Origin of the sequence: Pseudomonas sp. 32_A (assembly GCF_017490905.1) — a bacterium.
In the GTDB taxonomy this organism is placed as follows: domain Bacteria; phylum Pseudomonadota; class Gammaproteobacteria; order Pseudomonadales; family Pseudomonadaceae; genus Aquipseudomonas; species Aquipseudomonas inefficax.
The window spans coordinates 13,242-31,127 of sequence record NZ_JAFGYI010000003.1; the positions used below are offsets into that span (position 1 = coordinate 13,242).

19 protein-coding genes are annotated in these 17,886 nt (G+C 63.8%); 11 read left to right on the forward strand and 8 right to left on the reverse strand.

Going from position 1 to position 17,886, the window contains the following annotated elements; genetic code table 11:
* Position 1: 1 nt before the first annotated feature.
* From ngg to J5M58_RS02620, 3 genes are all read left to right on the forward strand, one after another.
* Positions 2 to 1,747: an N-acetylglutaminylglutamine synthetase gene (gene ngg, locus J5M58_RS02610; protein WP_207877078.1), complete on the forward strand. Its 1,746-nt coding sequence runs from the start codon at positions 2 to 4 to the stop codon at positions 1,745 to 1,747.
* A 130-nt stretch (positions 1,748 to 1,877) separates the two neighbouring features.
* Entirely contained in the window at positions 1,878 to 3,062 is a 1,185-nt protein-coding gene (locus tag J5M58_RS02615; protein WP_025338084.1) for an osmoprotectant NAGGN system M42 family peptidase, read from the forward strand.
* Positions 3,063 to 3,145: 83 nt separating this feature from the next.
* Complete coding sequence (locus J5M58_RS02620; RefSeq protein WP_004575803.1) at positions 3,146 to 3,373, forward strand: YheU family protein; 228 nt, start codon at positions 3,146 to 3,148, stop codon at positions 3,371 to 3,373.
* Between the two features lie 114 nt (positions 3,374 to 3,487).
* On the opposite strand, the gene csrA is transcribed toward J5M58_RS02620, so the two are convergent.
* Both csrA and J5M58_RS02630 read right to left on the reverse strand, forming a co-directional pair.
* A complete protein-coding gene (csrA, locus tag J5M58_RS02625) occupies positions 3,488 to 3,676 on the reverse strand; it encodes a carbon storage regulator CsrA (RefSeq protein WP_085589970.1) in 189 nt (62 codons plus the stop codon).
* A gap of 120 nt (positions 3,677 to 3,796) precedes the next feature.
* Entirely contained in the window at positions 3,797 to 4,606 is an 810-nt protein-coding gene (locus J5M58_RS02630; RefSeq protein ID WP_112249327.1) for an SDR family oxidoreductase, read from the reverse strand.
* A gap of 314 nt (positions 4,607 to 4,920) precedes the next feature.
* Between J5M58_RS02630 and J5M58_RS02635 the strand changes: the two genes are divergently transcribed.
* The gene (locus J5M58_RS02635) at positions 4,921 to 5,073 is read left to right on the forward strand and encodes a DUF3309 family protein (RefSeq protein ID WP_003252624.1); all 153 of its coding nucleotides are present in this window, start codon (positions 4,921 to 4,923) and stop codon (positions 5,071 to 5,073) included.
* Between the two features lie 55 nt (positions 5,074 to 5,128).
* Here J5M58_RS02635 and J5M58_RS02640 read toward each other — a convergent pair whose 3' ends face one another.
* The 3 genes from J5M58_RS02640 to J5M58_RS02650 form a co-directional block, all read right to left on the reverse strand.
* A complete protein-coding gene (locus J5M58_RS02640; RefSeq protein ID WP_112249328.1) occupies positions 5,129 to 6,793 on the reverse strand; it encodes a cation acetate symporter in 1,665 nt (554 codons plus the stop codon).
* On the reverse strand, positions 6,790 to 7,101 hold the full coding sequence (locus J5M58_RS02645) for a DUF485 domain-containing protein (RefSeq protein WP_112249329.1): 312 nt from the start codon (positions 7,099 to 7,101) through the stop codon (positions 6,790 to 6,792). The genes J5M58_RS02640 and J5M58_RS02645 overlap by 4 nt, the downstream gene beginning before the upstream one ends.
* A gap of 244 nt (positions 7,102 to 7,345) precedes the next feature.
* A complete protein-coding gene (locus tag J5M58_RS02650; RefSeq protein WP_112249330.1) occupies positions 7,346 to 8,206 on the reverse strand; it encodes a glycine betaine ABC transporter substrate-binding protein in 861 nt (286 codons plus the stop codon).
* A 197-nt stretch (positions 8,207 to 8,403) separates the two neighbouring features.
* On the opposite strand from J5M58_RS02650, the gene J5M58_RS02655 reads away from it, so the two are divergent.
* Positions 8,404 to 9,969 (forward strand): beta (1-6) glucans synthase, encoded by a 1,566-nt coding sequence (locus J5M58_RS02655; RefSeq protein WP_207877080.1) that lies wholly within the window; start codon positions 8,404 to 8,406, stop codon positions 9,967 to 9,969.
* A gap of 60 nt (positions 9,970 to 10,029) precedes the next feature.
* On the opposite strand, the gene J5M58_RS02660 is transcribed toward J5M58_RS02655, so the two are convergent.
* A complete protein-coding gene (locus J5M58_RS02660) occupies positions 10,030 to 10,395 on the reverse strand; it encodes a hypothetical protein (protein WP_207877082.1) in 366 nt (121 codons plus the stop codon).
* Between the two features lie 190 nt (positions 10,396 to 10,585).
* Between J5M58_RS02660 and J5M58_RS02665 the strand changes: the two genes are divergently transcribed.
* Together J5M58_RS02665 and J5M58_RS02670 are read left to right on the forward strand one after the other, a co-directional pair.
* Entirely contained in the window at positions 10,586 to 11,884 is a 1,299-nt protein-coding gene (locus J5M58_RS02665; protein ID WP_112249332.1) for a serine/threonine protein kinase, read from the forward strand.
* Complete coding sequence (locus tag J5M58_RS02670; RefSeq protein ID WP_112249333.1) at positions 11,877 to 12,701, forward strand: VacJ family lipoprotein; 825 nt, start codon at positions 11,877 to 11,879, stop codon at positions 12,699 to 12,701. The genes J5M58_RS02665 and J5M58_RS02670 overlap by 8 nt, the downstream gene beginning before the upstream one ends.
* Positions 12,702 to 12,816: 115 nt before the next feature.
* On the opposite strand, the gene J5M58_RS02675 is transcribed toward J5M58_RS02670, so the two are convergent.
* Positions 12,817 to 13,965, reverse strand: a complete 1,149-nt coding sequence (locus J5M58_RS02675; RefSeq protein WP_112249334.1) for a patatin-like phospholipase family protein — start codon at positions 13,963 to 13,965, stop codon at positions 12,817 to 12,819.
* Between the two features lie 149 nt (positions 13,966 to 14,114).
* Complete coding sequence (locus J5M58_RS02680; RefSeq protein ID WP_133970636.1) at positions 14,115 to 15,050, reverse strand: lipid A biosynthesis lauroyl acyltransferase; 936 nt, start codon at positions 15,048 to 15,050, stop codon at positions 14,115 to 14,117.
* 111 nt (positions 15,051 to 15,161) lie between these two features.
* Here J5M58_RS02680 and minC point away from each other — a divergent pair, with 111 nt between their 5' ends.
* The 4 genes from minC to J5M58_RS02700 all read left to right on the forward strand — a co-directional run bounded on the left by minC (position 15,162) and on the right by J5M58_RS02700 (position 17,801).
* On the forward strand, positions 15,162 to 15,920 hold the full coding sequence (gene minC, locus J5M58_RS02685; RefSeq protein WP_112249336.1) for a septum site-determining protein MinC: 759 nt from the start codon (positions 15,162 to 15,164) through the stop codon (positions 15,918 to 15,920).
* Between the two features lie 99 nt (positions 15,921 to 16,019).
* Positions 16,020 to 16,832 carry a septum site-determining protein MinD gene (gene minD / locus J5M58_RS02690; RefSeq protein WP_133970635.1) on the forward strand — a complete coding sequence of 271 codons (813 nt, stop codon included), beginning with the start codon at positions 16,020 to 16,022 and terminating at the stop codon, positions 16,830 to 16,832.
* A 3-nt stretch (positions 16,833 to 16,835) separates the two neighbouring features.
* On the forward strand, positions 16,836 to 17,090 hold the full coding sequence (gene minE, locus J5M58_RS02695) for a cell division topological specificity factor MinE (protein ID WP_003252572.1): 255 nt from the start codon (positions 16,836 to 16,838) through the stop codon (positions 17,088 to 17,090).
* Positions 17,091 to 17,165: 75 nt separating this feature from the next.
* On the forward strand, positions 17,166 to 17,801 hold the full coding sequence (locus J5M58_RS02700; RefSeq protein WP_112249338.1) for an RluA family pseudouridine synthase: 636 nt from the start codon (positions 17,166 to 17,168) through the stop codon (positions 17,799 to 17,801).
* The last annotated feature ends 85 nt before the right edge of the window (positions 17,802 to 17,886 follow it).

Sequence of the window (17,886 nt, forward strand, 5' to 3'; positions counted from 1 at the left end):
GATGAAAGCCCACGAAATCGCTTACGGTCAGCGCCTGCTGCGCGGCCAGGCGCCGTCCTACGAGCGCCTGCAGGCGCGCCTGGCCGGCGATGGCAGCCAGCCCCACGACCAGCCACGCGCCGTGCATTGCGGCTGGGGCCGGTTGCTGATCGGCCACACCTACCCCAACCCGGCCGACCTGGCCGCCGACCTGCTGGAAGAGCGCCCCGGCGAGCGCGATATCGCCCTGTACGTGGCCGCGCCGCAGCAGCTGCTGGCCCAGGCCCCGCAGCAACTGTTCCTCGACCCCTCCGACACCCTGCGCCTGTGGTTCACCGACTACCGCCCGGCGCAGCGGGTGTTCCGCGGCTTCCGCGTGCGCCGGGCGCAGAACCCGGGCGACTGGCAGGCAATCAACACCCTGTACCAGGCGCGCGGCATGCTGCCGGTCGACGCCGAGCTGCTCACGCCTCTGCACCTGGGCGGCCCGGTGTACTGGCTGGCCGAGGACGAAGACACCGGCGCGGTGATCGGCAGCGTCATGGGCCTGAACCACGCCAAGGCATTCGACGACCCCGAACACGGCAGCAGCCTGTGGTGCCTGGCGGTAGACCCGCAATGCACCCGTCCCGGCGTGGGTGAAGTGCTGGTGCGCCACCTGATCGAACACTTCATGAGCCGTGGCCTGGCCTACCTGGACCTGTCGGTGCTGCACGATAACCGCCAGGCCAAGCGCCTGTACCAGAAGCTGGGTTTTCGCAACCTGCCGACCTTCGCGGTCAAGCGCAAGAACGGCATCAACGAACAATTGTTCCTGGGGCCTGGGCCTCAAGCCGACCTCAACCCGTATGCACGCATCATCGTCGACGAAGCGCTGCGCCGAGGCATCGAGGTACAGGTGGACGATGCCGCCGGCGGCCTTTTCACCCTCAGCCTGGGCGGGCGCCGCATTCGCTGCCGTGAGTCGCTCAGCGACCTGACCAGCGCCGTGACCATGACCCTGTGCCAGGACAAGCGCCTGACCCAGCATGCCCTGCACAACGCCGGGCTGCTGGTGCCGGCGCAGCAGCTGGCCGGCAATGCCGACGACAACCTGGCGTTTCTCGACGAGCATGGCGCGGTGGTGGTCAAGCCGGTCGATGGTGAGCAAGGCCAGGGCGTGGCGGTGAACCTCACCTGCATCGACGACATTACCCGCGCCGTGGCGCATGCCCGCCAGTTCGACAGCCGCGTGTTGCTGGAAAGCTTCCATGCCGGGCATGACCTGCGCATCGTGGTAATCGGCTACGAAGTGGTCGCGGCAGCCATTCGTCACCCGGCGCAGGTGCTGGGCGATGGCAAGCACAGTATCCGCCAGCTGATCGATGCCCAAAGCCGTCGTCGCCAGGCGGCAACCGGTGGCGAAAGCCGCATTCCGCTGGACGACGAAACCGAGCGCACCCTGCGCGCGGCGGGCTTTGGTTATGAGGATGTGTTGCCCGCCGGCCAGCGCCTGGCCGTGCGGCGCACCGCCAACCTGCATACCGGCGGCACTCTGGAGGACGTGACCGAGCGCCTGCACCCGGTGCTGGCCGACGCCGCCGTGCGCGCTGCACGGGCGCTGGAGATCCCGGTGGTGGGGCTGGACTTCATGGTGCGTGATGCCGGGCAACCGGAGTACGTGATCATCGAGGCCAACGAGCGTGCCGGGTTGGCCAACCATGAACCGCAGCCGACCGCCGAGCGTTTTATCGACCTGCTGTTTCCGCATAGCCGGCCTTTGGCATAACCGCTGCTGGCCTCTTCGCGGGTAAACCCGCTCCCACAGAGACCCCACAAGTATCGAGGGCTGTGGTGGACCTGTGGGAGCGGGTTTACCCGCGAAGAAGCCGGCATAGGAGTAAAGGAGTCCCCCAACCATGTCCGACCGACATCCCGAACCCGATCTCGACTACCTCAAGCGCGTACTGCTGGAGATGCTCGCCATCCCCAGCCCCACCGGTTTCACCGACACCATCGTGCGCTACGTGGCCGAACGCCTGGACGAGCTGGGCATTCCCTTCGAGCTGACCCGCCGCGGCACCATCCGCGCCACCCTCAAGGGCCGGCAGACCTCACCCGACCGCGCCGTGTCCGCCCACCTGGACACCATTGGCGCCAGCGTGCGCCAGTTGCAGGACAATGGCCGCCTGGCCCTGGCGCCGGTCGGTTGTTGGTCCAGCCGCTTCGCCGAAGGCAGCCGGGTAAGCGTGTTCACCGACACTGGCGTATACCGGGGTAGCGTGCTGCCGCTGATGGCCAGCGGGCATGCCTTCAACACCGCCATCGACCAGATGCCGATCAGCTGGGAGCACGTCGAGGTACGCCTGGACGCCTACTGCGCCACCCGCGCCGACTGCGAGGCGCTGGGTGTGAGCATTGGTGATTTCGTTGCCTTCGACCCGTTGCCCGAATTCACCGAAAGCGGCCACATCAGCGCCCGCCACCTGGACGACAAGGCAGGTGTGGCAGCGCTGCTGGCGGCGCTGAAAGCCGTGGTGGAAAGCGGCCGCCAACCGTTGATCGACTGCCACCCACTGTTCACCATCACCGAAGAGACCGGCTCGGGGGCGGCTGGTGCCTTGCCCTGGGATGTCAGCGAGTTCGTCGGCATCGACATTGCCCCGGTGGCGCCCGGGCAGGCTTCCAGCGAGCATGCTGTGAGCGTGGCCATGCAGGACTCGTCGGGGCCTTACGACTACCACCTGTCCCGGCACCTGCTGAAACTGGCCGGCGACCACGACCTGCCGGTGCGGCGCGATCTGTTCCGCTACTACTTCAGCGATGCCCATTCGGCAGTGACGGCGGGGCACGATATTCGTACCGCGCTGGTGGCCTTTGGTTGCGATGCCACCCATGGCTACGAGCGAACACACATCGACAGCCTGGCGGCATTAAGCCGGTTGTTGTCGGCATACCTGCTGAGCCCACCGGTGTTTGCCAGTGATTCGCAGCCGGCCAATGCGTCGTTGGAGCGCTTCAGCCACCAGCTGGAGCATGATGCGCAGATGGAGAGCGATACGCGGGTGCCGGCGGTGGATAGCCTGGTTGGCAACAAGGGCTGAGGCCCTGGGGGCCGCAACGCGGCCCCAAAATCCCGAATGTTTCGCGTAGCATGCCCCCACCGACACCCTAGGCAACGCCCACCATGCTGATCCCCTACGACCAACTGCAAGCCGAAACCCTGACCCGCCTGATCGAGGACTTCGTCACCCGCGACGGTACCGACAACGGCGACGACACCCCGCTGGAAACCCGTGTGCTGCGGGTGCGCCAGGCACTGGCCAAGGGCCAGGCGTTCATCCTGTTCGATCTCGAAAGCCAGCAGTGCCAGTTGCTGGCCAAGCATGACGTGCCCCGGGAGTTGCTCGAATAGCAGGTCTGGCCTCATCGCCGGCAAGCCGGGCTCCCACAGGAATACCGCAGGCCTGATCCTTGCGCGGCCCCTGTGGGAGCGGGCGAGCCCGCGAAGAGGCCGGCACAGGCAACATCAGATTCCACGGGCTTTATCTTTCTGCCCCTCCTTGATGCGCTTGTACACCTCGGCCCGATGCACCGGCACCTGCCGTGGTGCATCCACGCCAAAGCGCACCACCCCGTCCCGCGTCTCCACGACCATGATCCGAATGTCATCGCCAATCACGATGATCTCTCCTACTTCGCGCCCTATTACCAGCATGCTCCAATCCTCCAGCGTGAGGGAAAACCGGAGCCTGCCCTGATGGCATACGGCTACTCAATAGTTCTGCCGCGATTCAGAAAGACCCTACATTTCCAGGTAACTTTACTTACAGACGAATCATCGCGACTGGGCCTTGGCCCGCATTTTTACCGCCATTTCGGCCATTTCGTCATACAGCCGCTCAGGGGCCTGACGCTTCAGTTGCCAGGCCTGGCGCCCAGCCTCATGGGGCAGGATCAGGAACTCGCCAGCCGCGACCTGGTGGTGGATGTGCTCGGCGATGTCCGCCGCATTGATTGGCGAGCCTTCAAGCAGTTTGCCAACCTGGGCTTTCATCGCCGGGTTCGGCCCACGGAAAGAGTCCAGCAGGTTGGTCTGGAAGAACGACGGGCACACCACGTGCACCGCCACCTCCAGTTGGCGTAGCTCGACCAGCAGGCTTTCCGACAGGGCCAGCACGCCGGCCTTGGCCACGTTGTAGTTGCTCATGCCCGGGCCCTGCATCAGCGCGGCCATCGAGGCGATGTTGATGATTCGCCCCTTGCTGCGCTCCAGCAGCGGCAGGAAGGCCTTGCAGCCCTTGACCACGCCCATCAGGTTGACCGCGATCTGCCAGTCCCAGTCTTCAAGCGACAGCTCGGCAAAGAAGCCGCCCGAGGCGACGCCAGCATTGTTGACGATCACGTCGATGCCACCGAACTGCTCGGTGCAGGCCTGCGCCAGGGCGGTGAGCTGGCTGTAGTCGCGCACGTCGCAACGCTGGACAAAGCCCTCGCCACCGGCTGCGCGGGCCAGCTCCAGGGTTTCGCGCAGGCCGGCTTCGTTGACATCGGCCAGCGCCAGGCGCCAACCCTCACGTGCCCAGCGCAGGGCGATCTCGCGACCGAGGCCGGACCCGGCGCCGGTGATCATGATGCGGTTTTGCATGGTGGCTGGCCTTGTTCTGATGGGTTGTGCAGCGAGTCTAATCAAGGCTTGGGGGGCTGGCAGGGTTCATCAGGGTAGTGAATGGACGGGCATGACTGCGTGGTTGGCCTGTGCCGGCCTCTTCGCGGGTAAACCCGCTCCCACAAGATCACCACAGGCCTGAAGGTTGCGCTGTTCTTGTGGGAGCGGGTTTACCCGCGAAGAGGCCGGCACGGCGCTACACAAATGGAATCTTTCACAAACTCCGGCAGTCCTTATTTACAAGAGGCCAGCAGTCCGAGGCCCTTGACCCTCAACCACGCAAGGACTCCGTCATGACCACGATTCTCATCATCATCCTGATCCTTCTGCTGATTGGTGGCTTACCGGTCTTCCCGCACTCGCGCAGCTGGGGCTATGGCCCGTCCGGCATCATCGGCGTGGTGCTGGTAATTCTGCTGGTGTTGTTGCTACTAGGCATGATCTAGCGGCAAAAACACAAAAAAACCGCGCCGAAGCGCGGTTTTTTTATTGCCTGAAGGATCAGTGCGAAACAGCACCCGAAGCACCCAGGCCAGTCTGCGAACGCACGAACTGCGGGAAGAACAGCGCACGTTCGTCTTCGGCAGCCTTGGACTTGTCGGTGACCGAGAAGAACCAGATGCTGACGAAGGCAATGGCCATGGAGAACAGTGCCGGATACTCGTACGGGTAGATCGGCTTCTCGTGGCCGAGGATCTGTACCCAGATGGTAGGGCCGAGAACCATCAGCGTCACCGCGCTCACCAGGCCCAACCAGCCGCCGATCATGGCGCCGCGGGTGGTCAGCTTCTTCCAGTACATCGAGAGCAGCAGTACCGGGAAGTTGCAGCTTGCCGCAATGGAGAACGCCAGGCCGACCATGAAGGCGATGTTCTGCTTCTCGAACAGGATGCCCAGGCCGATCGCCAGTACGCCCAGGGCGACGGTGGTGATCTTCGATACGCGGATCTCGTCCTTGTCGTTGGCCTTGCCCTTGCGCCATACGCTGGCATACAGGTCGTGGGACACTGCCGAAGCACCGGCCAGGGTCAGGCCGGCGACCACTGCCAGGATGGTGGCGAAGGCAACAGCCGAGATGAAGCCGAGGAACACGCTGCCACCCACCGCGTTGGCCAGGTGCACCGCTGCCATGTTGTTACCACCCAGCAGGGCACCAGCGGCGTCCTTGAAGTCCGGGTTGGTGCTGACCAGCAGGATGGCGCCAAAGCCGATGATGAAGGTGAGGATGTAGAAGTAGCCGATGAAGCCGGTGGCGTACAGCACGCTCTTGCGCGCTTCCTTGGCGTCACTGACGGTGAAGAAGCGCATCAGGATGTGCGGCAGGCCGGCGGTACCGAACATCAGCGCCAGGCCCAGCGAGAACGCGGAGATCGGGTCCTTGACCAGGCCACCCGGGCTCATGATCGCCTCGCCCTTGGCGTGCACCTTGATCGCTTCGGAGAACAGGGTGTTGAAGTCGAAGCCCACGTGCTTCATCACCATCAGCGCCATGAAGCTGGCACCGGACAGCAGCAGCACGGCCTTGATGATCTGTACCCAGGTAGTGGCCAGCATGCCGCCGAACAGCACGTACAGGCACATCAGGATACCCACCAGGATCACCGCCACGTGGTAGTCCAGGCCGAACAGCAGCTCGATCAGCTTGCCGGCACCGACCATCTGCGCGATCAGGTAGAAGGCCACAACCACCAGCGAACCGGAGGCCGACAGGGTGCGGATTTCCTTCTGCCCGAGGCGGTACGAGGCCACGTCGGCGAAGGTGTACTTGCCCAGGTTGCGCAGGCGTTCGGCGATCAGGAAGAGGATGATCGGCCAGCCGACCAGGAAGCCGATCGAGTAGATCAGGCCGTCGTAGCCGGAGGTGAACACCAGTGCGGAAATACCCAGGAACGAGGCCGCCGACATGTAGTCGCCGGCAATCGCCAGGCCGTTCTGGAAGCCGGTGATCTTGCCACCGGCGGCGTAGTAGTCAGACGCCGACTTGTTGCGCTTGGAGGCCCAGTAGGTGATGCCGAGGGTGAAGGCGACGAAGGCCACGAACATGGCGATCGCAGAAACGTTCAGCGGTTGCTTCTGCACCTCGCCGGTCAGGGCATCGGCGGCCCACACGGCGGGTGCGAAGGCTCCGCAGGCCAGTACGGCCAAGGTTTTGGCGTGGCGAATCATTGTTGCGCCTCCTTCAGGATGGCCTTGTTCAGCTCATCGAATTCGCCGTTGGCGCGGCGCACGTAGATGGCGGTCAGGACGAATGCCGAGATGATCAGGCCGACGCCCAGGGGAATGCCCCAGGTAATCGATGACTCAGGGCTGAGCTTGGTGCCCAGTATCTGAGGACCGTAGGCGATCAGAAGGATGAAGGCGCAATACAGGCCGAGCATGATCGCCGATAGAATCCAGGCGAACCGTTCGCGTTTGGTAACCAGCTCCTTGAAGCGGGGGCTGTTTTGTATCGAGAGGTAAATGCTGTCGTTCATTGTTTTTGTCCTAGCAGCACAGATAGGGGTGGAACCCACGACCCTTACTTTATGCGGCTATGGAACGCCAACCAGACGACCTTAGTCTTAGATGCAACGGTGTTTTACCAGTTGCGTAACAAAGTTATGGCCCTTTCGCGGGTGAACCCGCTCCCACAGGGGATTTGCGCAAGCCCGAAGACTGCGCAAATCCCTGTGGGAGCGGGTTCACCCGCGAAACAGCAAAACTGGCCCTGACGGGTTGTTACTTGCCAGTCCACTCCTTCACGCGATCAGGGTGCTTGGCCACCCAGTCCTTGGCCGCCGCTTCAGGCTTGGCGCCTTCCTGGATAGCCAGCATCACTTCGCCAATCTCGTCCTTCGACTGCCAGTTGAATTTCTTCAGGAACTCCGCCACTTCCGGGGCCTTGGTCGCCAGTTCCTTGCTGCCGATGCTGTTCACGGTTTCCGCGGCGCCATATACGCCTTTCGGGTCTTCGAGGAACTTCAGTTTCCACTTGGCGAACATCCAGTGCGGTACCCAGCCGGTCACCGCAATCGACTGCTGCTTGTTATAGGCTCGGCCCAGTTCCGCCGTCATCGCCGCACCGGAGCTGGCCTGCAGCTTGTAACCGGTCAGGTCGTAGTCCTTGATGGCCTGCTCGGTTTTCAGCATCACCCCGGAGCCGGCATCGATGCCGACAATCTTCTGCTTGAAGGTGTCGTCGGTCTTGAGGTCGGCGATGCTCACCGCCTTGACGTACTCGGGGACGATCAGGCCAATCTTGGCGTCCTTGAAGTTCGGGCCGTAGTCGACCACGTTGTCCTTGTTCTTGGCCCAGTACTCGCCATGGGTCACCGGCAACCAGGCCGACAACATGGCATCCAGCTTGCCGGTTGCCACGCCCTGCCACATGATCCCGGTGGCCACGGCCTGCAACTTCACGTCGTAGCCGAGCTTCTGCTTGATCACTTCGGCGGCCACGTTGGTGGTAGCCACGCTGTCAGCCCAACCATCCACGTAACCAATGCTTACTTCTTTGGCCATCGCCTGTGCCGCCCCCATGGCCAGTACCATGGCAGTGCCCACACCCAGGAAACGTCGCATTCTTGTATTAGCAGCCATCAAAGCATCCCCTCGTCAGGTCTCGGAATTTGCATCATCGTCCTGCAACAATAGTCGACCTGCTCCAGCTGCGACCTGTATGCGCGCCATATGCGACAGCACTATGCCATTAGCGCCATCGGCCTGCGGCGACCTGCGCGATCCTTGCATGCCAAAGGTTTGGCGCCGGGCTACTATCTACCCTTTTGCGCCTGACGATGGACCGCCCGATGCCCAGTTCTACCCGCCTGCTGCTGCCGTTGTACCTGCTTGCCTGCCTGCTCGCCCTGCTCGGGCTCGGAGGGCTCTGGTACGGGCTTGGCAAGCCGGTGCAACTACCGGACGCGGCCAGCCCGACGCACAAGCTGCAATGCGCTTCGTACACCCCGTTCGACAAGGACCAGTCGCCCTATGACCAGCCGTTCCGTCTGCGCCCGGCCCGCATGGATGCCGACCTGGCGTTGCTGGCTGAGCGTTTCCAGTGCATCCGTACCTATTCCCAGACCGGTCTTGAGGCAATCCCGGCACTGGCGCGCAAGCATGGCCTGAAGGTGATGCTGGGCGCCTGGGTCAACGCCCACCCGGCCGACACAGAAAAAGAAATCGAGCTGCTGATCGCCGCCGCCAACGCCAACCCCGATGTGGTCAGCGCGGTGATCGTCGGCAACGAGACGCTGCTGCGCAAGGAGGTGACCGGCGCACACCTGGCCACGCTGATCGCCCGGGTGAAAAGCCAGGTCAAGGTGCCGGTGACCTACGCCGATGTGTGGGAGTTCTGGTTGCAACACCCGCAGGTGGCGCCGGCGGTGGACTTTCTGACTATCCACCTGCTGCCTTACTGGGAAGACGACCCGCGTGGCATCGACGAAGCCTTGGCCCATGTCGCCGATGTGCGCCGGGTGTTTGGCACGCGCTTCGCGCCCAAGGACATCCTGATCGGCGAAACCGGCTGGCCCAGCGAAGGCCGCCAGCGCGAGACCGCGCAGCCCAGCCGGGTCAACGAGGCGCGCTTCATTCGCGGGTTCGTGGCCATGGCCGAAAGCAACGGCTGGCACTACAACCTGATCGAGGCGTTCGACCAGCCATGGAAACGCGCCAATGAGGGGGCGGTCGGTGGTTACTGGGGGCTGTACGATGCCGACCGGCAGGACAAGGGCGTGCTCGAAGGGCCGGTGAGCAACCTGCCCTACTGGCCGCAGTGGTTGCTGGCCAGTGCCGTGCTGATGGTATTGATGCTGATGCTTGCCGGGCGCCCCGCCACCCCGACGGCTACCATGCTGCTGCCGTTGTTGGCGGCGTTTGGGGCAGGCTGCCTGGGGCTTTGGGGCGAGCTGATGCGTACCCATGCGCGCTTTGCCGGGGAGTGGCTGTGGGCGGTGTTGCTGGCCGGGCTGAACCTGCTGGTGCTGGCCCATGCCGTGCTGGCCCTGGCGCGGCGCACGGGCTGGCGCGAGCGCCTGTACGCCTGGCTGCGGGCGCGGGCCGGCTGGCTGTTGCTGGCGGCGGGTATTGCCGCAGCGGTGAGCATGCTGGCGATGGTGTTCGACCCACGCTATCGCAGCTTCCCGAGCGCGGCGTTGGCGTTGCCGGCGCTGGTGTTTGCACTGTGGCCGGTGCGGGCGCGGCGGGCGGAGGTGGCGTTGCTGGCGTTCATCGTCGGTGCCGGGGTGGCGCCGCAATTGTTTGTTGAGGGGTTGGAGAACCAACAGGCCTGGGGGTGGGCCGGGGTGAGTGTGCTGATGACCGCGGCCTTGTGGCGGAGCTTGCGGCTGCGCCCGGCTTGATTGCCGGGCTGGATTCTTCGCGGGCATGCCCGCTCCCACAAAGAGTGAGTGCGTGCCAGCTTACCCTGTGGTTTGCCTCACCAGCCGCAACCCCGCCAGCACCAGCGCGAACACGGCAATGCTGGCGGTATACAGCACCAGCGCCGGCACCGCGAAGACCAACGCCACCACCGCCAGCCACCAGCCTCCGCGGCCGGCAACCACCTGCGCCAGAAGCGCCAGCCCCAGCCCGCCCCAGGCCATCACCTGGTGATGAATGCCCAACCCCAGCAACGACCGCACCTCGCATTGCCAGTACGCCGCCGGGGCCGTGCACAGCCCCACCCACTGCCCGTCCTCCATCAGCCCGTAGCGCACGCCATAACTGGCAGCAAGCCAAAGCCCCAGAAACAGCACAAGCAGCGCAGCCGGCAGCGAACGAGACATCCAGTTCTCCAATAGCGGTAATCGAAAGCATCCATGATCGCCGATGCCCAGTTGTAAGGCAAAATCACATTCCTGCAGCTATGTTGCAGATAACAAGCACACCAAAGACCACCGCAGCTGGCAACTTTGCCCGGCCCGTTGTGGTCCTAGCCTGCACACTGCTCGACCTTGCGTTCTTTTGGGGGATTACATGCTTCGATCTTTGCGCCTCGCTGCCTTGCTCGGCGGCCTGCTCATGGCTGTGGCCGCTTCGGCGCGGGATATCGACGCCGCGAGCTATGGCTACCCCTTGACCAACCCGTTCGAGGCAACCATCGCCACCACGCCGCCGGACCAGCGCCCCACCCTGCCCGGCGACGACGAAATCAGCCAGTCCGACTACAGCCTCAACCTGCGCCCGGACCGTGAGTTCACCCTGCCCGACAATTTCTGGGCAGTGAAGAAGCTCAAGTACCGCCTGGCCCGCCAGGACCACGAGGCGCCGCTGATCTTCATCATCGCCGGCACCGGTGCGCCCTACACCAGCAGCATCAACGAATACCTGAAAAAGCTGTTCTACCAGGCCGGCTTCCACGTAGTGCAGCTGTCCTCGCCCACCAGCTATGACTTCATGAGCGCCGCCTCGCGCTTCGCCACCCCAGGCGTCAGCCAGGAGGATGCCGAAGACATGTACCGGGTGATGCAGGCCGTGCGCGCCCAGCACCCACGCCTGCCGATCAGCGAGTTCTACCTCACCGGCTACAGCCTGGGCGCACTCGACGCTGCCTTCGTCAGCCACCTGGACGAAACCCGCCGCAGCTTCAATTTCAAGCGCGTGCTGCTGCTGAACCCGCCGGTCAACCTGTACACCTCGATCAACAACCTGGATAAGCTGGTGCAAACCCAGGTCAAGGGCATCGACCGCAGCACCACCTTCTACGAGCTGATGCTGACCAAGCTGACCCGCTACTTCCAGGAAAAAGGCTACATCGACCTCAATGAAGCCCTGCTGTACGACTTCCAGCAGTCGCGCCAGCACCTGTCCAACGAGCAGATGGCCATGCTGATCGGCACCTCGTTCCGCTTCTCGGCGGCCGACATTGCCTTCACCTCCGACCTGATCAACCGCCGCGGCCTGATCATTCCGCCGAAGTTCCCGATCACCGAAGGCAGCAGCCTCACGCCGTTCTTCAAGCGCGCCCTGCAGTGCGACTTCGACTGCTACATGACCGAGCAGGTCATCCCCATGTGGCGCGCCCGCACCGACGGCAACAGCATCCTGCAACTGGTCAACCAGGTAAGCCTGTATGCGCTGGAAGACTACCTGAGCAGCAGCGACAAGATCGCCGTGATGCACAACGCCGACGACGTCATCCTCGGCCCTGGTGACATCGGCTTCCTGCGCAAGGTGTTTGGGGACCGCCTGACCCTTTATCCCCATGGCGGCCATTGCGGCAACCTCAACTACCGCGTCAACAGTGACGCCATGCTGGAGTTCTTCCGTGGTTAACAAACTCCTCTTTGCCACTGCCCTGTTCGCCGCCGGCCAGGCCATGGCCGCCGAAACCGCCCCTCGGGCCAGCGTGGTCGAGGCCGACCCGCAAGTCACCGAAGCACCGTTGACGCCCGAGGCCGATGGTTTCGTCGACCCGCTGCGCGAGCTGAAATTCAACCCGGGGCTGGACCAGCGCGAGTTCGAGCGCTCCACCCTGCAAGCACTGAATGTGTACGACCCGCTGGAATCGCTCAACCGGCGCGTCTACCACTTCAACTACCGCCTGGACCAATGGGTGCTGCTGCCGATGGTAAGCGGTTACCAGTACGTCACCCCGCGCTTCGTGCGCACCGGGGTGACCAACTTCTTCAACAACCTGGGCGACGTGCCAAACCTGTTCAACAGCGTGTTACAGTTGAAGGCCAAGCGCTCGGCAGAGATCACCGCACGGCTGATGTTCAACACCATCATCGGCGTGGGTGGGCTGTGGGACCCGGCGACCAAGATGGGCCTGCCGCGGCAAAGCGAAGACTTTGGCCAGACCTTGGGCTTCTACGGCGTACCGGACGGGCCGTACCTGATGCTGCCGGTACTGGGGCCGTCGAACCTGCGCGATGCCACCGGGCTGGTGGTGGACTATGCGGGCGAACAGGCGATCAACTACCTGAACGTGGCCGAAGCCAGCAGCGACCACCCGGAAATCTCCGTGCTGCGCGTGGTGGACAAGCGCTACAGCACCAAATTCCGCTATGGCCAGCTCAACTCGCCGTTCGAGTACGAGAAGGTGCGGTATGTGTATACCCAGGCGCGCAAACTGCAGATAGCCGAGTAAGCAGGCCAGGCCTCTTCGCGGGTAAACCCGCTCCCACAGGGACTGCACCACCCACAGGTATCGTGCGATCCCTGTGGGAGCGGGTTTACCCGCGAAGAGGCCGGCACAGGCAACATCAAATCCCCAGGAACTGGCAAAGCTCGCGCTTCTTGGCCAAGGCATCCTTTCGCCCCAGTTCGATCAGCTCGCTGCAATAACTGGCCTCGAACAGCAAATAGCTCAACACCCCCGCCCCGCTGGTACGCGTCGCCCCCGGCCCGCGCAGGAACATGCGCAACGCCGCCGGCAACTCGCGCCGGTGCCGCGCGGCAATCTCGTCCAGCGGCTGGCTGGGCGCTACCACCAGCACATCGATTGGCGCCAGGCCCAGACGCCGGGCGTCGAGGTGCGCCGGCAACAGGTGGCTCAAGTGGTTGAGGCGCTGAAGCAGCTCGATGTCGTCTTCCAGGCTGTCAATGAACGTACTGTTGAGCATGTGCCCGCCGATCTGCGCCAGGCTCGGCTGCTGCCCGCTGAACACCCGCTGGGTCGGCAATGGTGGCGCCGGCCGCTGCGGGTTGCCGCTGACCCCGACTACCAGTACTCGGCTGGCCCCCAGATGCAGGGCCGGGCTGATCGGCGCCGATTGGCGTACCGCGCCATCACCGAAATATTCGTCGCCCAGCCGCACCGGGGCGAACAGCAACGGGATGGCCGCGCTGGCCAGCAGGTGGTCGATGGTCAACGGCGTGGGCATGCCGATGCGGCGGTGGCGCAACCAGGCTTCGATGGTGTCGCGGCCCTGGTAGAAGGTCACCGCCTGGCCGGACTCGTAGCCAAAGGCGGTTACCGCAACGGCGCGCAGTTGTTCGGCAGCCAGGGAGTGGGCGATACCGTCCAGGTTCAAGTGCGCCTGCAGCAAGCCGCGCAATGGGCTGCTGTCCAGCAGCGCCACTGGCGCCGGGCCACCCACGCCCAGCAGGTTGTGGGCGACGAAGCGGCTGGCCTGGCGGACCACCCCGGGCCAGTCGCTGCGGATCACCAGATGGCTGCGAAAGTTCTGCCAGAAGGCGGTGAGCCGCTGTACGGCGTCGCTGAAATGGGTGGCGCCGCTGGCCAGGGTGACGGCGTTGATGGCGCCGGCGGAGGTGCCGACGATGACCGGGAAGGGGTTGTGTGCGCCAGGCGGCAGCAGCTCGGCAATGCCGGCCAGCACGCCGACCTGGTAGGCAGCGCGGGCGCCGCCGCCAGAAAGGATAAGACCGGTTACCGGGGGTGGGGCCATAGGAGTCCTTCCTGGGGTTGGTGTGCTGTCAGTGCCGACCTATTCGCGGGTGAACCCGCTCCCACAAGTTCTCCACAGGCCTTGAAGGCTATGCAATACCTGTGGGAGCGGGTTCACCCGCGAATAGGCCGGCACAGGCAAAGCACGGCTCAGCGCTTTTTCTTCTCATACAGCCGCGGCGCCCCTTCGGGCCGCGACTTGAACCGGCGATGCGCCCACAGGTACTGCTCGGGGCATTCGCGCAACACGCTTTCCACCCACTGGTTGATGCGCAGGCAGTCAGCCTCTTCGCTCTCCCCGGGGAAGTCCGCCAGCGGCGGGTGGATCACCAGCCGATAGCCGCTGCCATCCTCCAGGCGCTTCTGGGTGAACGGAATCACCTGCGCCTTGCCCAACCGGGCAAACTTGGTGGTGGCAGTCACCGTCGCCGCCGGGATGCCGAACAGCGGCACAAACAGGCTCTGCTTGGCGCCATAGTCCTGGTCGGGTGCGTACCAGATCGCCCGGCCCGAACGCAGCAGCTTGAGCATGCCGCGCACGTCCTCGCGCTCCACCGCCAGCGAGTCGAGGTTATGCCGCTCGCGGCCGCTGCGCTGGATGAAGTCGAACAGCGGGTTGCCGTGTTCGCGGTACATGCCGTCGATGGTGTGTTGCTGGCCCAGCAATGCGGCGCCGATTTCCAGGGTGGTGAAATGCACGGCCATCAGGATGGCCCCCTGCCCCGCCTGCTGAGCGGCCTGCAGGTGCTCCAGCCCCTCGACATGGGCAAGGCGCGCCAGCCGGGCCTTGGGCCACCACCAGCTCATGGCCATTTCGAAGAAGGCGATACCGGTAGAGGCGAAGTTGGCCTTGAGCAGGCGCTGCCGTTCGTCGACCGACAGCTCCGGGAAACACAGCTCCAGGTTGCGCGCGGCAATGCGCCGCCGCTCACCGGCAAAGCGGTACATCACCGCTCCCAGCGCGGCACCGACTTTCAACAGGACCCGGTACGGCAACTGGACCACCAGCCACAGCAGGCCCAGGCCCAGCCACAGGCCCCAGAAACGTGGGTGAAGGAAATAGGGACGAAAACGCGGGCGTTCCATTGAAGCTTCCGGAAAGACAAAGGCCGCGCATTCTACAACGGATCAGCGCATGTTGCGGGCAACCGGTCTTATCGTTATAAGTCAGGGCACTTTTTTCGCAACAAGCCGTCTATGCAGACCATGAGCCCAAACCACACACCCGACACCGCCTCCGTGTTCCAGCTCAAGGGCAGCATGCTCGCCATTACAGTGCTGGAACTGGCGCGCAATGACCTTGAAGCCCTCGACCGCCAACTGGCGGCCAAAGTCGCCCAGGCACCGAACTTCTTCAGCAACACGCCGCTGGTGCTGGCGCTGGACAAGCTGCCGGCCGACGAGGGGGCAATCGACCTGCCCGGCTTGATGCGCATCTGCCGCCACCACGGCCTGCGTACCCTGGCCATCCGTGCCAACCGCATCGAGGACATCGCCGCTGCCATCGCCATCGACCTGCCGGTGCTGCCGCCATCAGGAGCACGCGAACGGCCGCTGGAGCCTGAACCCGAAGTGAAGAAGCCCGAGCCGGCCCCCGTCCCGCCGCCAATCCTCGAGCCCGAGGTGCGCCCGACCCGCATCATCACTGCGCCAGTACGGGGCGGCCAGCAGATCTACGCCCAGGGTGGCGACCTGGTGGTGACCAGTTCGGTCAGCCCGGGGGCGGAACTTCTGGCCGATGGCAACATCCATGTGTACGGCGCCATGCGCGGCCGTGCCCTGGCCGGCATCAAAGGCAATACCAAGGCGCGTATCTTCTGCCAGCAGATGACCGCCGAAATGGTCTCCATCGCCGGCCAGTACAAGGTCTGCGAAGACTTGCGCCGCGACCCGCTGTGGGGCACCGGCGTGCAAATCAGCCTGTCTGGCGACGTGTTGAACATCACCCGTCTTTAACGGATACTTGCCAGCATTTTTAGTGCAACTTTTTATCGTTGCCATTTATTTGTATTTTTGCAGGGACTTGTGTCCCGATTATTTTAGGGGTGAAACACCTTGGCCAAGATTATCGTGGTTACTTCCGGCAAGGGGGGTGTGGGCAAGACCACCACCAGCGCCGCCATTGGTACCGGCCTCGCACTGCGCGGCCACAAGACCGTCATCGTCGACTTCGACGTGGGCCTGCGTAACCTCGACCTGATCATGGGCTGCGAACGCCGCGTGGTGTACGACTTCGTCAACGTGGTCAACGGCGAGGCCAACCTGCAACAGGCCCTGATCAAGGACAAGCGCCTCGAGAACCTGTTCGTGCTGGCCGCCAGCCAGACCCGTGACAAGGACGCGCTGACCCAGGAAGGCGTGGAAAAGGTGCTGATGGAGTTGAAGGAAACCTTCGATTACGTCATCTGCGACTCGCCGGCCGGTATCGAGAAAGGCGCGCACCTGGCGATGTACTTCGCCGACGAAGCCGTCGTGGTGACCAACCCCGAGGTTTCCTCGGTACGCGACTCCGACCGCATGCTGGGCATCCTGTCGAGCAAGTCGCGCCGCTCCGAGAACGGCGAAGAGCCGATCAAGGAACACCTGCTGATCACCCGCTACCACCCGGAGCGCGTGGAAAAGGGCGAAATGCTGAGCATCGCCGACGTCGAAGAGATCCTGGCGATCAAGCTCAAGGGTGTGATCCCCGAGAGCCAGGCAGTGCTCAAGGCTTCCAACCAGGGTATCCCGGTGATCCTCGACGACCAGAGCGATGCCGGCCAGGCCTATAGCGATACCGTCGACCGTCTGCTGGGCAAAGAAAAGCCCCTGCGGTTCATCGAAGTGCCGAAGCAAGGATTCTTCGCGCGCCTGTTTGGAGGCAAGTAAACCATGAACCTTTTTGACTTCTTTCGTGGCAGACAGAAACAGACCAGCGCGTCGGTAGCGAAAGAGCGTCTACAGATCATCGTGGCGCACGAGCGCGGCCAACGCAGCGAACCGGACTACCTGCCAGCGCTGCAGAAAGAACTGCTGGAAGTGATCCGCAAGTATGTGAACATCGGCAACGATGACGTGCATATCGAGCTGGAAAACCAGGGTAGCTGCTCGATTCTGGAACTGAACATCACCTTGCCGGATCGCTGATTTCGCGACCTGGCCTGGATCATTGGGGCTGCAAAGCGGCCCCAATGGTTTCCCCGATATCACAGAGATACTGCAATGCCGCTGTCCAACATCCAGATCCTGCACGAAGACGCCGCTATCCTGGTGATCAACAAACCGACCCTGCTGCTGTCGGTACCCGGCCGCGCCGAGGACAACAAGGACTGCCTGATCACCCGCCTGCAGGAAAACGGCTACCCCGACGCGTTGATCGTGCACCGCCTGGACTGGGAAACCTCCGGCATCATCCTGCTGGCCCGGGATGCCGACAGCCACCGTGAGCTGTCGCGCCAGTTCCACGACCGCGAAACCGAAAAGGCCTACACCGCGTTGTGCTGGGGCCAGCCGGCGCTGGACAGCGGCAGCATCGACCTGCCGCTGCGCTACGACCCGCCGACCAAGCCACGGCATGTGGTGGATCACGAGCAGGGCAAGCATGCGCTGACCTTCTGGCGCATCGTCGAGCGCTGCGGTGATTACTGCCGGGTAGAGCTGACACCGATTACCGGGCGTTCGCACCAGTTGCGCGTGCACATGCTGTCGATCGGGCACCCGCTGCTGGGCGACCGGTTGTATGCCAACCCCGAGGCGCTGGCGGCCCATGAGCGGCTGTGCCTGCATGCCTCGATGCTGAGCTTTACCCACCCGGTGACCGGGGAGCGGTTGAAGTTCGAGTGCCCTGCGCCTTTCTGAATTCGTATTGCCTGTACTGGCCTCTTCGCGGCTAAAGCCGCTCCCACAGGGACTGCACAGCCCTCAAGAGCGGTGCGGTCCCTGT

What these genes read in the sequence shown, in the direction of transcription:
- ngg (WP_207877078.1), top strand. Translation starts at nt 2, where the DNA reads ATGAAAGCCCACGAAATCGCTTACGGTCAGCGCCTGCTGCGCGGCCAG.
- J5M58_RS02615 (WP_025338084.1), top strand. Translation starts at nt 1,878, where the DNA reads ATGTCCGACCGACATCCCGAACCCGATCTCGACTACCTCAAGCGCGTA.
- J5M58_RS02620 (WP_004575803.1), top strand. Translation starts at nt 3,146, where the DNA reads ATGCTGATCCCCTACGACCAACTGCAAGCCGAAACCCTGACCCGCCTG.
- csrA (WP_085589970.1), bottom strand. Translation starts at nt 3,676, where the DNA reads ATGCTGGTAATAGGGCGCGAAGTAGGAGAGATCATCGTGATTGGCGAT.
- J5M58_RS02630 (WP_112249327.1), bottom strand. Translation starts at nt 4,606, where the DNA reads ATGCAAAACCGCATCATGATCACCGGCGCCGGGTCCGGCCTCGGTCGC.
- J5M58_RS02635 (WP_003252624.1), top strand. Translation starts at nt 4,921, where the DNA reads ATGACCACGATTCTCATCATCATCCTGATCCTTCTGCTGATTGGTGGC.
- J5M58_RS02640 (WP_112249328.1), bottom strand. Translation starts at nt 6,793, where the DNA reads ATGATTCGCCACGCCAAAACCTTGGCCGTACTGGCCTGCGGAGCCTTC.
- J5M58_RS02645 (WP_112249329.1), bottom strand. Translation starts at nt 7,101, where the DNA reads ATGAACGACAGCATTTACCTCTCGATACAAAACAGCCCCCGCTTCAAG.
- J5M58_RS02650 (WP_112249330.1), bottom strand. Translation starts at nt 8,206, where the DNA reads ATGGCTGCTAATACAAGAATGCGACGTTTCCTGGGTGTGGGCACTGCC.
- J5M58_RS02655 (WP_207877080.1), top strand. Translation starts at nt 8,404, where the DNA reads ATGGACCGCCCGATGCCCAGTTCTACCCGCCTGCTGCTGCCGTTGTAC.
- J5M58_RS02660 (WP_207877082.1), bottom strand. Translation starts at nt 10,395, where the DNA reads ATGTCTCGTTCGCTGCCGGCTGCGCTGCTTGTGCTGTTTCTGGGGCTT.
- J5M58_RS02665 (WP_112249332.1), top strand. Translation starts at nt 10,586, where the DNA reads ATGCTTCGATCTTTGCGCCTCGCTGCCTTGCTCGGCGGCCTGCTCATG.
- J5M58_RS02675 (WP_112249334.1), bottom strand. Translation starts at nt 13,965, where the DNA reads ATGGCCCCACCCCCGGTAACCGGTCTTATCCTTTCTGGCGGCGGCGCC.
- J5M58_RS02680 (WP_133970636.1), bottom strand. Translation starts at nt 15,050, where the DNA reads ATGGAACGCCCGCGTTTTCGTCCCTATTTCCTTCACCCACGTTTCTGG.
- minC (WP_112249336.1), top strand. Translation starts at nt 15,162, where the DNA reads ATGCAGACCATGAGCCCAAACCACACACCCGACACCGCCTCCGTGTTC.
- minE (WP_003252572.1), top strand. Translation starts at nt 16,836, where the DNA reads ATGAACCTTTTTGACTTCTTTCGTGGCAGACAGAAACAGACCAGCGCG.
- J5M58_RS02700 (WP_112249338.1), top strand. Translation starts at nt 17,166, where the DNA reads ATGCCGCTGTCCAACATCCAGATCCTGCACGAAGACGCCGCTATCCTG.